Here is a 13801-nt window from a genome sequence, read left to right as displayed (position 1 = left end):
AATAACCTCTTCGCTATGGAAATCCCATCATATGTTGGTTTTTTGTGTGATTTACCGGTTGACAGTCTGACGGAAACGTCCGAATAATCAGCTACGTTGTATGACGACATACAAATAAAAATCACAATACATGGTGTTCTTCCCCTTATGAGAATCACAGGCGTTCACGTCGAAGTCTTTTCCACCCCTTCGCGCCGCGCTCAAGACAGCGCCGGCCACGCTCATCCGGGCGAGGAGGTTCTGATCAAGATGGCCTTGCTGCGAATTGGCTGCGATGACGGCAGCGAGGGCTATGCCTTCGGTCCGCCTGAGTTGGTTCGTCCGCACATCATCGAGTCCTTTGTGCGCAAGGTGCTGATCGGCCGGGACCCAATGGACCGCGAAAGCATCTGGCAAGACTTGGCGCACTGGCAGCGCGGCAGCGCCGGGCAGTTCACCGACCGCGCGTTGGCGCTGGTGGAACAAGCGCTGTGGGACCTGGCCGGGCGCAAGCTCAAGTTGCCGGTACACAAGCTGATTGGCGGCTATCGCGACAAAGTGCCGGCGTACGGTTCGACGATGTGTGGCGATGATCTGCCGGGGGGCTTGTCCACGCCGGACGAGTACGGCCAGTTCGCCGAAAAACTGGTCCAGCGCGGCTACAAGGCCATCAAGTTGCACACCTGGATGCCGCCGATTTCCTTCGCCCCGAATCCGCAGATGGACATTCAAGCCTGCGCCGCCGTGCGTGAGGCAGTCGGTCCGGACATCGCGCTGATGCTCGACGGCTACCACTGGTACAGCCGCATGGACGCGCTGACCATTGGCAGGGCGCTCGAGCAACTCAATTTCGCCTGGTTCGAAGAACCGATGATGGAAGATTCCGCTGAGTCCTATGCCTGGCTGGCGGCCAATCTGGACATCCCGGTACTGGGCCCGGAAAGCATCGCCGGCAAGTTCCACAGCCGCGCCAGTTGGGTCACCCATAAGTCCTGTGACATCCTGCGCGCGGGCGTGGCCGGGGTCGGGGGGATCGGGCCGTGCCTGAAGGTGGCGCACCTGGCCGAGTCGTTCGGCATGGACTGTGAAGTCCACGGCAATGGCGCGGCGAACCTGGCTGTAGTCGGTGCAATCAGCAATTGCCGCTGGTACGAGCGCGGCCTGTTGCATCCCTTCCTCGACTACGAAGAAGTCCCTGCGCACCTCAATAGCATCGTCGACCCGATGGACGCCGACGGTTTTGTGCACCTGTCTGATCGGCCTGGGTTGGGCGAGGACATCAACTTCGCGTATATCGAGGCCAATACCTTGTCTCGACATTGATCGCGCACCACGTCCGCGGCCGATAGCTGCCCGGACGACAAGTCTTTATAAATATAAGAAAGGACTGAACCATGAAACTCTGGCCCAAGCGCCTGACCAGGCTGCTGTGTGTCACCGTGGCCCTGTGCACAGTGCAGGTGCCCGTCAGCCTGGCTCAAGGCGAAACGCCCGCCGACCAATTGGTGGTGGGCATGAGCATGATAAACCTGCTGTCCCTGGACCCCGCCGCGGCAACCGGCCTGGAGGTCGCCGAGGTTAACGCCAACGTTTATGACATGCTCCTGGAGCAGGACGCGGCGCAACCGGACACGCTGATCCCGGCCCTGGCGAAAACCTGGGAGGTCAGCCCCGACCGCATGCGCCTGACCTTCCAGTTGCGCGATGACGTGCGTTTTCACTCCGGCGCACCGCTCACCGCGCAAGACGTCGCCTGGTCGCTACAACGGGTGGTCACCCTCAACCGCGCCCTGGCTTCGACCTGGAAAGCCTACGGTTTCACCGCCGACAACGTCAGCAAACTGATGCGCGCCGAAGGGCCGCATACCTTTGTCATGGACCTGCCGCGCAGCACCGACCCGATGCTGGTGCTTAACACTCTGGCGACCTCTCCCAGCGCCTTCATCATTGATCGCTCGGTCGCTTTGCAACATCAGGTCGGTGATGATCAGGGCGCCGCGTGGCTGGCGACCCACACAGCCGGCTCCGGTGCCTTCAAGCTCGACATCTGGCGCGCCAACGACGTGATTCTGATGAGTCGTCATGACGACTATTGGCGCGGCCCCGCGAAGTTGCGCCGGGTGATCATGCGCAACATGACCGAGTCCCAGGCCTTGCGCCTGATGGTCGAGCGCGGTGACCTGGACGTCGCCCGAGGCATGGCGGCCACTGACATCAAGGCGCTGGGCAAGGTCGATGAGGTACGCATCCAGAGCATCGCCCGTGGCACGCTGTATTACGTGGCGATGAGCATGCAACAGCCGCTGTTCCAGGACATCCGCGTGCGCCAAGCCATCCGCCTGCTGATCGACTACCAGGGCATCAACGATGTGGTGATGCCGCACTACGGGGTGATCAATCAGCGGCCGATGCAACTGGGGCTGCCGGCACGCCTGGAAGATCCTGGCTATCGCCTGGATGTGGCCGAGGCGAAGCGTCTGCTGGCGGCGGCGGGGCACGCCGAAGGCTTCAAGGTGAGCATCCGCTCGCTGACCGATCCGCCGTTCATCAACATCGCCACCAGCCTGCAAGCGACGCTGGCCCAGGCAGGTATCCAGGCCACGATCATCACCGGCACGGGAAATCAGATTTACGGTGCAATGCGCGACCGCCAGTTCGACATCCTCGTCGGTCGTGGTGGTGGCGGGGCGGAGCGTCATCCGCATTCAAGCCTGCGGGCCCTGGTCTACAACCCGGACAACCGCACCGAAGCCAAGCTGAGCAACTTCCAGGGCTGGCGCACCTCGTTCTTCAACCCGCAGCTCAATCAGTTGATCGAGCAGGCCGAGCGCGAGCAAGACTCCGCGCGCCAGCGGGAAATGTACGCGCAGATCCAGACCCTCTACGACCAGCAGGCCGGAGCAATCATGCCGGTTTCACAGATGGTCGACGAAGTGGTGATCCACGCTGACGTGCGCAACTACATCGGCCATACCGCCGCCACCACACGTCTTCGGGACGTTTACAAGCAGCGCTGAAATCGACGGCCGCAGGGCCAAGGCAGGAATGAACATGTCGACTGCATCCTTTTCAATCTGGACATCCCGGGTCGCTTCGGCGTCCCGGCGCAGCGGGTCGGTGGCGGTGACGCTGCTGGGGCTGCTGCTACTGACCTTTTTCATCGGACGGGTCATGCCCCTGGACCCGGTGCTGGCCATTGTCGGCCCGGACGCTGACACCTCGGCCTATGCCCAGGTGCACCAAGAGCTGGGCCTGGATAAACCGTTGTGGACGCAGTTCGCGATCTACCTCGGGGATCTGCTGCACGGTGACTTCGGCATGGCCTTGCTGACAGGCAACCCGGTCATCACCGACATCGCCCGGGTCTTCCCGGCCACCTTGGAACTGGCCACCCTGGCCATTCTGTTCGGCGTGTTGGCGGGCTTGCCGCTGGGCGTCTACGCGGCGACACATCAGGGGCGTGCCGGGGACCATATCGCGCGGCTGATCACGCTGTTCGGTTACTCCACGCCGATTTTCTGGATCGGCATGATGGCCTTCCTAGTGTTCTACGCCTGGCTGGGTTGGGCCGGTGGCGTCGGGCGCATCGGCCTGGCCTACGATGGGCTGATCCCCAAACACACCGGGCTGCTGTTGATCGACACCGCCTGGTCCGGCGACTGGGAGGCCTTTCGCAGCGCGTTGCGCCACATCCTGCTGCCGGCGGTGATCCTCAGTTTCAACTCGGTGGCTTACATCAGCCGCATGACCCGCAGCTTCATGCTCGAGCAGCTGTCCCAGGAATACATCATCACCGCCCGGGTCAAGGGTTTGTCCCAGCGGCGCATTGTCTGGGGCCATGCCTTCGGCAACATCCGCGTGCAGCTGTTGACCATCGTTGCGCTGGCCTACGGCGGGCTGTTGGAAGGCGCGGTGCTGATCGAAACCGTATTTGCCTGGCCGGGCTTCGGTCAGTACCTGACCAGCAGCCTTTTGCTTGGCGACATGAACGCGGTGATGGCCTGTGTCCTGCTGATCGGCCTCATCTTCGTGACGCTGAACCTGATCAGCGACGCGCTGTACAAGATCTTCGACCCGAGGACTCGCTAATGAACCTGCCTCTTGCTTCCAGCGCAGCCGGCAGTGCCGCGCTGCCATCTTCAAGTACGGCAGCGATGGCCGTCAGTGCCTTGCGCCTGCTGCGTTTCCTGCTGCGCAACCCGATGACCTTTGCCGGCCTGATCGTCGTCTCGACCCTGATGCTGGTCGCGGTTTTCGCGCCATGGATTGCCGGTCACGATCCGCTGTTGCAGAACCTTGCCGGGGCGTTGCAAGCACCCAGCAGCGTCCACTGGTTCGGCACTGACGAATACGGTCGCGATGTCTTCGCCCGCTTGGTTTACGGCTCGCGCATCACCCTGTACATCGTTTTGCTGGTGACCGTGATTGTCGGGCCAATCGGCTTGCTGGTGGGCACGGTGTCCGGTTACTTCGGCGGTTGGGTCGACAGCCTGTTCATGCGCATCACCGACATCTTCATCTCGTTTCCCAGCCTGGTCCTGGCGCTGGCGTTCATCGCTGCCCTCGGCCCGGGCCTTGAGCATGCGGTGATCGCCATCGCACTGACCGCCTGGCCGCCGATTGCCCGACTCGCTCGCGCTGAAACCCTGCCGCTGCGCAACGCTGACTTCGTCGTGGCGGTGCAGCTTCAAGGCGCGTCGAGTACCCGGGTCATCCTGCGCCACATCATTCCGATGTGCCTGTCCTCGGTGATCATCCGCCTGACCATGAACATGGCGAGCATCATTCTCACCGCCGCCGCCCTGGGCTTTCTCGGCCTCGGCGCCCAGGCACCGTTGCCGGAATGGGGCGCTATGATCTCGACCGGACGGCGCTACATGCTCGAAAGCTGGTGGCTGGTGGCGGCGCCCGGTGCGGCGATCATGCTGGTCAGCCTGGCCTTCAACCTGTTGGGCGACGGTTTGCGCGACGTCCTTGACCCACGTAGCCAATCCTGAGGAGCAGCCCCATGACTGAGATAAAACTTGCCGTACAGGACTTGTGTGTGGAGTTTCGCAACGCCGGCAAAATCTCCCGGGCGGTGCGTGACGTGTCGTTCACTTTGGGCCGGGAAAAACTCGCCATCGTTGGTGAGTCCGGTTCGGGCAAGTCCACCGTTGGCCGCAGTCTCTTGCGCTTGCATCCGCCGACGGCGCGAGTCACCGCCAAGACGTTGCGTTTTGCCGATATCGACTTGCTGGCCGCCAGCGAAAAGCAGATCCAGGCGATTCGCGGTGCGCGCATGTCGATGATCATGCAAGACCCCAAGTACTCGCTGAACCCGGTGGTGCGGGTCGGCGAACAAATCGCCGAGGCCTATCTGGCCCATCACAAAGTGCCCCATCGCGAGGCCCGCGAACGCGCCCTGGACATGCTCGCCAAGGTACACATTCGCGACCCGCAGCGGGTCTACGACCTGTACCCCCATGAAGTCTCGGGCGGCATGGGCCAGCGGATCATGATCGCCATGATGGTGATCACCGACCCCCAGGTGATCATCGCCGACGAACCCACTTCTGCCCTGGATGTGTCGGTGCGCCGGCAGGTGCTCAACGTGCTGGAGGAGTTGGTCAGCGAGCGCGACCTCGGGCTGATTTTCATCAGCCACGATTTGAATCTCGTGCGGAATTTCTGTGACCGCGTGCTGGTGATGTACGCCGGCCGTGTGGTCGAGTCGATTGCCGCCGCCGACCTGGATCAAGCCAGCCATCCCTATACCCGTGGCCTGCTGGCCGCACTGCCGAGCCTGGATCATCGGCGCGCCACGCTGCCGGTGTTGCAGCGTGACCCGCAGTGGTTGAATGCTTGAGGAGCCTGTCATGAGCATGATTGAAATCGCCGGCCTGAACCTTTGTTTTGGCACCGGCGCGGCACTGAACGCGGTATTGCACGACGTTGATTTGAGTGTTGCCGAAGGCGAGGCATTCGGCCTGGTAGGGGAGTCCGGTTCGGGCAAGACCACCGTGCTGCGCTGTCTGGCCGGGCAGTATCAGCATTGGACCGGGCAACTGCAGATCGCCGGCCAGGCCGTGACCCGCAACCTGCCGCTGAACCACTATCGTACGGTGCAGATGGTGTTCCAGGATCCCTACGCCTCGCTGCATCCGCGCTACACCATTGATGCCGCGTTGCAGGAACCGTTGCGCATCCACGGCATCGACGGGCGTGCGCAGAAGGTCAGCGAGATCCTGCGCAAGGTCGGCTTGAACGACAGCTTCCGCTTTCGTTACCCGCATCAATTATCCGGTGGCCAGCGCCAGCGCGTGGCGATCGCCCGCGCGTTGATCCTGCGTCCCCGGGTGCTGTTGCTGGACGAACCGACCTCGGCGCTGGATGTCTCGGTGCAGGCGGAAATCCTCAACCTGCTGGCCGACTTGCGCCGCCAGGAAGGCCTGACCTACCTGATGGTGACCCACGATCTGGCGGTGGTTGCGCACTTGTGCGATCGGGTCGCGGTGATGCAGCAGGGCAGGGTGGTGGAGACGCTCGACAGTCAGCTTCTGGCGAGTGACGGTGCCACGCACGCGTACACCCGTTTGCTGGTGCAGGCCAGTCGCGACATACAAGGCATCCCTGTCGCCGTTTGAATTAAACCCTGATTCATCAGTTGCATTTGTTTTAACCCGTAAAAGACGTTGAACCCCAGGTTTCAATGCCGCGCACGCGCTCGCCTGTGATTTAGCGTTTAACCCAACTAACCCGTTCAACCAACAAGAATAAAAAAACATGAAAAAGACATTGGTAATACTTTCTCTCGCTTCCTTGTTTACTTCGGTTATTGCCCAGGCCGATACCGGCTATATCAATGTACGCCACCAATATGCGGAAAAAAGTCGCATGCATGCCGACCGTGCCAAGTTTGGTATTCGGCTGGACAGTGGCCTGGGTCTGGAGGGTGAACTCAAATACAAGACCGCCGGTGACCGGCAAGACGTCGCCTTCGACAATACCGTCGGCAGCGGTCATGAATTTACCGTCAACTACCAGCACAAGATCAATGATCGCTGGATGCTGACGCCCTCGTTGGCCTTGGACAGCGACGAAGAATCCACCACCTACAAGCTGGGCCTGCGCCTGGGTTACCGCGTGACCAAAGAGTTGAGCATCGCCGGTCGCTACCGTTTGGATTCAGCCAAACTGGACCGCGACAAGATCGACCGTGACGTGCCGCATAATGGGCAGGACGATCAGACGGTCAATCGTTACGATGTATATATCAACTATGGCCCCCAAGGACCGTGGGCCTATGAATATCAGTTGACTTACTTCGATGCCGACTACATTCGCTATAACGGCGGCACCGACGACTATGAACAGAACGCCGTGGTCAAATACCAGTGGGATAAACGCTGGGCACCGTTCTTTGAAGTGGGTGATATTAAAGTCAACTCGGTCGACAGCGATCGCCAGTTGCGGCTGCGGGTCGGTGTTAAATACAGCTTCTTCTAAATTGTAGGAGCGAGCCTGCTGGCGATAGCGTCGGATCAGTTGGCATTCATGTTGACTGACCCACTGCCTTCGCGAGCAGGCTCGCTCCCACAGAATCAGTGGGCATTATTCGTTGTAAAAAGCCTGGCGTTGTTGAGTTTCACACAGGCGCATGCGGCTATTGCTCAAATGCAGGTACATGGCCGCCCGCGCTGCGTCGACATTACCACTGGCGATGGCGTCGAAGATCTGTTGATGTTCGGCGTTGATCCCCTGCAGGTAGGCGCTGCGATCACTCTGCCCGGAATAGGCGGAGTTCATCCGGGTACGTGGGATCAGCTTGGTACCCAGGTGCTTCATGATGTCGATCAGGTAGTAATTGCCAGCGGCCTTGGCGATTTTCAGATGGAACTGGAAATCGGCATTGATGGTGGTGCCGGACTTTTCCGGGCCTTGCAGCAACGCTTCCAGCGCCTGGGCCAGTTCGGCCAGGGCTTGGGGCGTGGCGCGCTCGGCAGCCATGCCGGCGGCCTGGACTTCCAGGCTCAGGCGAAACTCCAGCAGGTTGAGCACATCCGACAACGTGGCAATCGTCGCCGGCCCGAGGGTAAAGCCCTCCGGCGCCGGCATGTCCAGGACAAAGGTGCCGACCCCATGCCGCGTCTCCACCAGCCCCGCCGCCTGCAAGCGCGACAGCGCTTCACGCACCACCGAACGACTGACGCCCTCGGCTTCCATGATATGCACTTCGGTGGGGAGCTTTTCGCCGCGCTTGAGAATGCCTTCACGCATGCGCTGGGCAAAGCGGTCCACCAGTGTTTCGGCGAGGCGGCGCGGTTTATTCAATGGAGATAACGCTTGATCCGTCATCGGCTTGCTCTAGTGTGATCAGCCGGCATTATAGTGCGTTTCGACGTTAGGTCGCGGCTATAATGCCGCGATCGTCTGGCTTTAATGGATAGGTGCAATGGACCGTGTCACACCCGATCGACGCCTGAGCATGACCCAGCAACTGGTGGTCGATCTGACGCAGCAGATACTGGCCGGCGAACTGCCCGCAGGCAGCAAACTGCCGACCGAGCAGGTCATCATCAAGGACCGTGGCGTCAGTCGTACGGTGGTTCGCGAAGCCATGTCGCGGTTGCAGGCCGAAGGCCTGGTGGAAACGCGTCACGGCATCGGCACCTTCGTGGTCGACACTGCTCGCCCGGGGGATTTCCAGGGCAGCAAGCACGTCAAGGGTGGCGCGTACGACGCGCTGGCGGTGATCGAATTGCGCCAGAGCCTGGAAGTCGAAGCCGCTGGCATCGCCGCCCAACGCGCTACGCCGCAGCAGTTACTGGCGATGCGTGAAGCGCTGGATGTGGCGAACGCTTCTGAAGCCGCGGATGCCGAAAGCGCCCAGGTGGATTTCGAATTTCATTTACAGATCGCCCAGTGCACCGGCAACAGCTTCTTTATCGATGCCATGGCCCATGTGGGCAATACGTTGATCGCGGTGGTTCAACAGGCCGGGCCAGCTGTCACGGCTGAGAATCGCGCCTTGGTGATTCGTGAGCGCGAGCAGATCTACGCAGCGTTGGCGCGCCATGATGCCGAAGCGGCCCGGGCTTCGATGCGGTTGCATTTGATCAACATGCTGCAGCGGGTGCGGGGAGCGGTTGAGTCGACGACGCAATAACCTCCACAAAACCTGTGTCCACCACACCCCCCTGTGGGAGCGGGCTTGCTCGCGAAGACGGCGACCCATCCAACATCACCGTTTCAGACAGACCGCCATCGCGAGCAGGCTCGCTCCCACAGTTTTGATTGACGGTGTTCACGAATTTTGTGCCCGCCACAGATCCCCTGTGGGAGCGAGCCTGCTCGCGATGACGGCGGCACATTCAGCATCACCGGTTCAGACAGACCGCTATCGCGAGCAAGCTCGCTCCCACAGTTTTTTGGTGGTATTCACAGATTTTGTGTCTGCCCCACATCCCCCTGTGGGAGCGAGCCTGCTCGCGATGACGGCGGCCCATCAAACATCACCGGTTCAGACAGACCGCTATCGCGAGCAAGCTCGCTCCCACAGTTTTGATTGGTGGTGTTCACGAATTTTGTGCCCGCCCCACATCCCCTGTGGGAGCGAGCTTGCTCGCGATGACGGCGGCCCATCCAACATCACCGGTTCAGACAGACCGCTTTCGCGAGCAAGCTCGCTCCCACAGTTTTGGTTGGTGGTGTTCACGAATTTTGTTCCCGCCCCACATCCCCTGTGGGAGCGAGCCTGCTCGCGATGACGGCGGCCCATCCAACATCACCGTTTCAGACAGACCGCTATCGCGAGCAAGCTCGCTCCCACAGTTTTGGTTGGTGGTGTTCACGAATTTTGTGCCCGCCACAGATCCCCTGTGGGAGCGAGCCTGCTCGCGATGACGGCGGCCCATCAAACATCACCGGTTCAGACAGACCGCTATCGCGAGCAGGCTCGCTCCCACAGTTTTGATTGGTGGTGTTCACGAATTTTGTGCCCGTCACACATCCCCTGTGGGAGCGAGCCTGCTCGCGATGACGGCGGCCCATCAAACATCACCGGTTCAGACAGACCGCTATCGCGAGCAAGCTCGCTCCCACAGTTTTGGTTGGTGGTGTTCACGAATTTTGTGCCCGTCACACATCCCCCTGTGGGAGCGAGCCTGCTCGCGATGACGGCGGCCCATCAAACATCACCGGTTCAGACAGACCGCTATCGCGAGCAAGCTCGCTCCCACAGTTTTGGTTGGTGGTGTTCACGAATTTTGTGCCCGCCCCACATCCCCTGTGGGAGCGAGCCTGCTCGCGATGACGGCGGCCCATCAAACATCACCGGTTCAGACAGACCGCTATCGCGAGCAGGCTCGCTCCCACAGTTTTGATTGGTGGTGTTCACGAATTTTGTGCCCGTCACACATCCCCTGTGGGAGCGAGCCTGCTCGCGATGACGGCGGCCCATCAAACATCACCGGTTCAGACAGACCGCTATCGCGAGCAAGCTCGCTCCCACAGTTTTGGTTGGTGGTGTTCACGAATTTTGTGCCCGTCACACATCCCCCTGTGGGAGCGAGCCTGCTCGCGATGACGGCGGCCCATCAAACATCACCGGTTCAGACAGACCGCTATCGCGAGCAAGCTCGCTCCCACAGTTTTGGTTGGTGGTGTTCACGAATTTTGTGCCCGCCCCACATCCCCTGTGGGAGCGAGCCTGCTCGCGATGACGGCGGCCCATCAAACATCACCGGTTCAGACAGACCGCTTTCGCGAGCAGGCTCGCTCCCACAGTTTTTTGGTGGTGTTCACGGATTTTGTGTCCGCCATACATCCCCTGTGGGAGCGAGCTTGCTCGCGATGACGGCGGCCCATTCAACATCACCGGTTCAGACAGACCGCTATCGCGAGCAAGCTCGCTCCCACAGTTTTGATTGGTGGTGTTCACGAATTTTGTGCCCGCCACAGAACCCCTGTGGGAGCGAGCCTGCTCGCGATGACGGCGGCACATTCAGCATCACCGGTTCAGACAGACCGCTATCGCGAGCAAGCTCGCTCCCACAGTTTTGATTGGTGGTGTTCACGGATTTTGTGTCCGGCATAAATCTCCTGTGGGAGCGAGCTTGCTCGCGATGACGGCGGCCCATCCAACATCACCGTTTCAGACAGACCGCTATCGCGAGCAAGCTCGCTCCCACAGTTTTTTGGTGGTGTTCACGGATTTTGTGTCCGCCATACATCCCCTGTGGGAGCGAGCCTGCTCGCGATGACGGCGGCCCATCCAACATCACCGGCCCAGACAGACCATGAAACTCAGGGCTCCAGCGCGGGCCCCTTCAGCTCAATCTGATTGCCATCCGGATCGAAGCAATAGATCGACCAACCTTTCCCCTCCGCGCCATAGCGCATCTGCGCTTTCTCAACGCTCAGGCCGGCTGAGGCCAAATGAGCGATGAGGGCTTGTTCATCAAACGGTTCGATGCGCAGGCAGAGGTGGTCGACGTTGTGCCCTTGCTTGCCAGCCGCCGGCCCACCCGCGCGACCCAACGGCCCGTCGACAGCAACCAGATCAATCATCGAAACACCGGTGCTGAGGTGAATCATTCCAAGATCGTCCCGGCGCTTCTTCAGCTCGCAACCAAGCACCGACGTATAGAAAGCGAGGCTGCGCTCGATGTCTTTTACGCGCAGGACGATGTGGTCGATGTGTTGGATCGTGAAGTTCCTCATACGGGCCTCCTGTTCAGTGCTAGCCGCTAACGGGTTACTTCACCTTAGCTACCCATGCAGGAATGTCGTCGTAAAAGTCAGCTCTGCTGTGCCTGATTAACATCCTCTTGCGCACCGGATGATGCCTGGGGCCCATGACTTAAAAAAATTTTGTTTGCCCTTTGGGACCAACTCAGGAAAACCTCCTCGATACGATTGCACTCCGGCTCATCCAGATACATATGAAAAATCCCATGGGCCAGATACTCGGTGACGCCAATGAGTTTTTCAGTTTCTGTGTAGGTGGCGTTTTTTACGCAAGGAGGGTACTTGATCGTCGATTTTGCGCCGGAGCCGGGCGCCGTTCGTTGACTTTCGATATTCCAGCCTGTCTTCAAATCAGCCAATAACACTTTGATCGAGGCGCAGAATTCGGATGTCAGCAGGGCGAGAACTGCATCCCTATGCTCAAAGGGGGAAATTTTTTCCAGTTGCTCTACAAATGCTTCCAGTTGCCGAAGCTGTACGCGAATGTCGGCAGCCTTGAAACCCAGTGACCGCCATTGTTTGCCGCCTGTTATTTTCAGGTCGGGCTCGCCCTTGCGCGGGCCGATATCCTTGGCTGACAGACTCTTGTCATAGGCATTCTCACGCACGTAGCTGAAGCTCATGAACGCGCGAAGCACGATCTGGTAGATCGCCCTGGTGGTTTCTATCTTCTCTTGGTTGACTCTTTGGGCTTGACGTCTGTGATCTTCTGCTCGTTCCCGTCTGCTTCTTTCCTGGGCATTTCGGCCTTCATGCCGGGATACGAGTATTGCCACGATGATTGCGTAGATGCTGCCGATGCCTTGAAGCCACGCGGGAAGATCCTTGCTGCCCCAAATCAGTACCGCAGACATGACTATGATGAAGGACGTGGCAATGGTGCCGTACATGAACAACTGAGAGTCTTGATTCGATTTTTGATGGGCTTTGCTCAAGGTCTTCGTGATGCCCAGGACAAGCAAGCAGGATAAAACGATGATGAAAAACGTAGCACGTTGCCCGATGGCGTCGGCGGTGAGGAGGGTCATGAGCTGATCTTCGTTGTGACGCTCAGAGGGGCGGGCGTTCCAGGCATTTTCGGGCTTCCTTGAGGATTGATGGCTCAATGCTATCCTCTGGGTCTTCATTCGGACAAGGCTCGCGAAGACGCCAACCCATCCACCACGAATATCCGGACACACCGCCTCATGATGAAATGGTTCAAGACCCTCACCCGCACAGATGGAATTGCGACGCTCGCCTTACTCGTCTCCATTGCATCCGCTTTCTTCAGTTACCAGCAATATCAGGACAGTGTCGCCAGCCGCAGGACTCCGATCATCATCCGGGTCGGCGCCGAACACAGCAAGGTGTCGTTCTACAAGGCCTATAAAGATGATCAGGACGTACTCTTCAAACAGCGCTACAAAATCATCCTCACCAACAACAGCTTCAACCCGGAAAGCGTCATCGATTGGCGAATATGGGAGCGCAGGGAAGAAGGCGGTGGGGAATACGCTGGTATGAAATACAAGCTGCTGGATTCGACGGGCACACCCATGACCTTGCCTTTCCTGATCGCCGCGAAAGAAAGCAAGGTGGTCTTCCTGGATGTCGGCCAGAAGGTCACGCCAGAGGCATGGGCAATGGTGGAGCAACGTGTGAGCCTTGATAAGGAGATGGACTGGTTCGAAGCTGACAGGATTTTTGCCGACGCGGGCTATCCGCTGTTCGGGCAACTCACGCCCGGGGAAAGCTCCAGGTATCAAGGTCTGCAAGTTAACCGTTGGCTGGCCGGTCCTGCTTATCAGGAGTTTCAGTTGAACTTCAGCAAGGCTGATGGTTATGAGGTGGCTGCGAAGTTGTCGTTGAATGTCAGTGATATTTATCCACAGGGGGAGGCGGAGCGTTAGGTTGGGGCATCGAACGTTAAATCCCAGTTTGGGATGTGCACAAATCGAAGGAGCATCTACTTTCAATCACCAGAGGCGTGTCGTGCTCTGACTTAGATGTTCGTCTCCAACCGTTCGAGCCTTTGGTGACAATAAGTTCGGGATGACGCTCGAGGACATGCCCTACGTCGTAACAACTTTCTCGCACGCTATCAATACAT

General features: G+C 59.4%; 12 protein-coding genes. 9 read left to right on the top strand and 3 right to left on the bottom strand.

Features of this window, described 5'->3' with window-relative positions:
- Positions 1-147: 147 nt before the first annotated feature.
- The 7 genes from BW979_RS25790 (at position 148) to BW979_RS25760 (ending at position 7467) form a co-directional block, all read left to right on the top strand.
- Positions 148-1302: a mandelate racemase family protein gene (locus BW979_RS25790; RefSeq protein ID WP_047230519.1), complete on the top strand. Its 1155-nt coding sequence runs from the start codon at positions 148-150 to the stop codon at positions 1300-1302.
- A gap of 71 nt (positions 1303-1373) precedes the next feature.
- A complete protein-coding gene (locus BW979_RS25785) occupies positions 1374-2996 on the top strand; it encodes an ABC transporter substrate-binding protein (RefSeq protein ID WP_076386265.1) in 1623 nt (540 codons plus the stop codon).
- A gap of 34 nt (positions 2997-3030) precedes the next feature.
- The gene (locus tag BW979_RS25780) at positions 3031-4068 is read left to right on the top strand and encodes an ABC transporter permease (RefSeq protein WP_076386263.1); all 1038 of its coding nucleotides are present in this window, start codon (positions 3031-3033) and stop codon (positions 4066-4068) included.
- Positions 4068-4976, top strand: coding sequence for an ABC transporter permease (locus tag BW979_RS25775; protein ID WP_047230516.1), 909 nt, complete (start codon positions 4068-4070; stop codon positions 4974-4976). Before BW979_RS25780 ends, BW979_RS25775 begins: the two co-directional genes overlap by 1 nt.
- 11 nt (positions 4977-4987) lie before the next feature.
- Positions 4988-5827 (top strand): ABC transporter ATP-binding protein, encoded by an 840-nt coding sequence (locus BW979_RS25770; protein WP_076386261.1) that lies wholly within the window; start codon positions 4988-4990, stop codon positions 5825-5827.
- A gap of 10 nt (positions 5828-5837) precedes the next feature.
- Entirely contained in the window at positions 5838-6605 is a 768-nt protein-coding gene (locus BW979_RS25765) for an ABC transporter ATP-binding protein (RefSeq protein ID WP_076386259.1), read from the top strand.
- Between the two features lie 139 nt (positions 6606-6744).
- On the top strand, positions 6745-7467 hold the full coding sequence (locus tag BW979_RS25760) for an oligogalacturonate-specific porin KdgM family protein (RefSeq protein ID WP_076386258.1): 723 nt from the start codon (positions 6745-6747) through the stop codon (positions 7465-7467).
- Positions 7468-7572: 105 nt separating this feature from the next.
- On the opposite strand, the gene BW979_RS25755 is transcribed toward BW979_RS25760, so the two are convergent.
- Positions 7573-8316: a FadR/GntR family transcriptional regulator gene (locus tag BW979_RS25755; RefSeq protein WP_047230512.1), complete on the bottom strand. Its 744-nt coding sequence runs from the start codon at positions 8314-8316 to the stop codon at positions 7573-7575.
- A gap of 97 nt (positions 8317-8413) precedes the next feature.
- Between BW979_RS25755 and BW979_RS25750 the strand changes: the two genes are divergently transcribed.
- The gene (locus BW979_RS25750) at positions 8414-9127 is read left to right on the top strand and encodes a FadR/GntR family transcriptional regulator (protein ID WP_047230511.1); all 714 of its coding nucleotides are present in this window, start codon (positions 8414-8416) and stop codon (positions 9125-9127) included.
- A 2138-nt stretch (positions 9128-11265) separates the two neighbouring features.
- Here BW979_RS25750 and BW979_RS25745 read toward each other — a convergent pair.
- Positions 11266-11682: a VOC family protein gene (locus BW979_RS25745; RefSeq protein ID WP_047227439.1), complete on the bottom strand. Its 417-nt coding sequence runs from the start codon at positions 11680-11682 to the stop codon at positions 11266-11268.
- Positions 11683-11759: 77 nt separating this feature from the next.
- Entirely contained in the window at positions 11760-12737 is a 978-nt protein-coding gene (locus BW979_RS25740) for a hypothetical protein (protein ID WP_156893536.1), read from the bottom strand.
- A 159-nt stretch (positions 12738-12896) separates the two neighbouring features.
- Between BW979_RS25740 and BW979_RS25735 the strand changes: the two genes are divergently transcribed.
- Positions 12897-13601 carry a hypothetical protein gene (locus BW979_RS25735; RefSeq protein WP_047227441.1) on the top strand — a complete coding sequence of 235 codons (705 nt, stop codon included), beginning with the start codon at positions 12897-12899 and terminating at the stop codon, positions 13599-13601.
- The last annotated feature ends 200 nt before the right edge of the window (positions 13602-13801 follow it).

It is taken from the genome of Pseudomonas sp. A214, from assembly GCF_900156295.1.
In the GTDB taxonomy this organism is placed as follows: Bacteria; Pseudomonadota; Gammaproteobacteria; order Pseudomonadales; family Pseudomonadaceae; genus Aquipseudomonas; species Aquipseudomonas rhizophila.
The sequence above is the reverse complement of the archived record's forward strand: the minus strand, read 5'-3'. Positions and strand labels throughout refer to the sequence as shown.

Excerpts from the sequence above, each read along its gene's own strand:
- BW979_RS25765 (WP_076386259.1), top strand. The coding sequence starts at position 5,838 with ATGAGCATGATTGAAATCGCCGGCCTGAACCTTTGTTTTGGCACCGGC.
- BW979_RS25760 (WP_076386258.1), top strand. The coding sequence starts at position 6,745 with ATGAAAAAGACATTGGTAATACTTTCTCTCGCTTCCTTGTTTACTTCG.
- BW979_RS25775 (WP_047230516.1), top strand. The coding sequence starts at position 4,068 with ATGAACCTGCCTCTTGCTTCCAGCGCAGCCGGCAGTGCCGCGCTGCCA.
- BW979_RS25790 (WP_047230519.1), top strand. The coding sequence starts at position 148 with ATGAGAATCACAGGCGTTCACGTCGAAGTCTTTTCCACCCCTTCGCGC.
- BW979_RS25740 (WP_156893536.1), bottom strand. The coding sequence starts at position 12,737 with ATGACCCTCCTCACCGCCGACGCCATCGGGCAACGTGCTACGTTTTTC.
- BW979_RS25750 (WP_047230511.1), top strand. The coding sequence starts at position 8,414 with ATGGACCGTGTCACACCCGATCGACGCCTGAGCATGACCCAGCAACTG.
- BW979_RS25755 (WP_047230512.1), bottom strand. The coding sequence starts at position 8,316 with ATGACGGATCAAGCGTTATCTCCATTGAATAAACCGCGCCGCCTCGCC.
- BW979_RS25745 (WP_047227439.1), bottom strand. The coding sequence starts at position 11,682 with ATGAGGAACTTCACGATCCAACACATCGACCACATCGTCCTGCGCGTA.
- BW979_RS25770 (WP_076386261.1), top strand. The coding sequence starts at position 4,988 with ATGACTGAGATAAAACTTGCCGTACAGGACTTGTGTGTGGAGTTTCGC.
- BW979_RS25780 (WP_076386263.1), top strand. The coding sequence starts at position 3,031 with ATGTCGACTGCATCCTTTTCAATCTGGACATCCCGGGTCGCTTCGGCG.
- BW979_RS25785 (WP_076386265.1), top strand. The coding sequence starts at position 1,374 with ATGAAACTCTGGCCCAAGCGCCTGACCAGGCTGCTGTGTGTCACCGTG.
- BW979_RS25735 (WP_047227441.1), top strand. The coding sequence starts at position 12,897 with ATGATGAAATGGTTCAAGACCCTCACCCGCACAGATGGAATTGCGACG.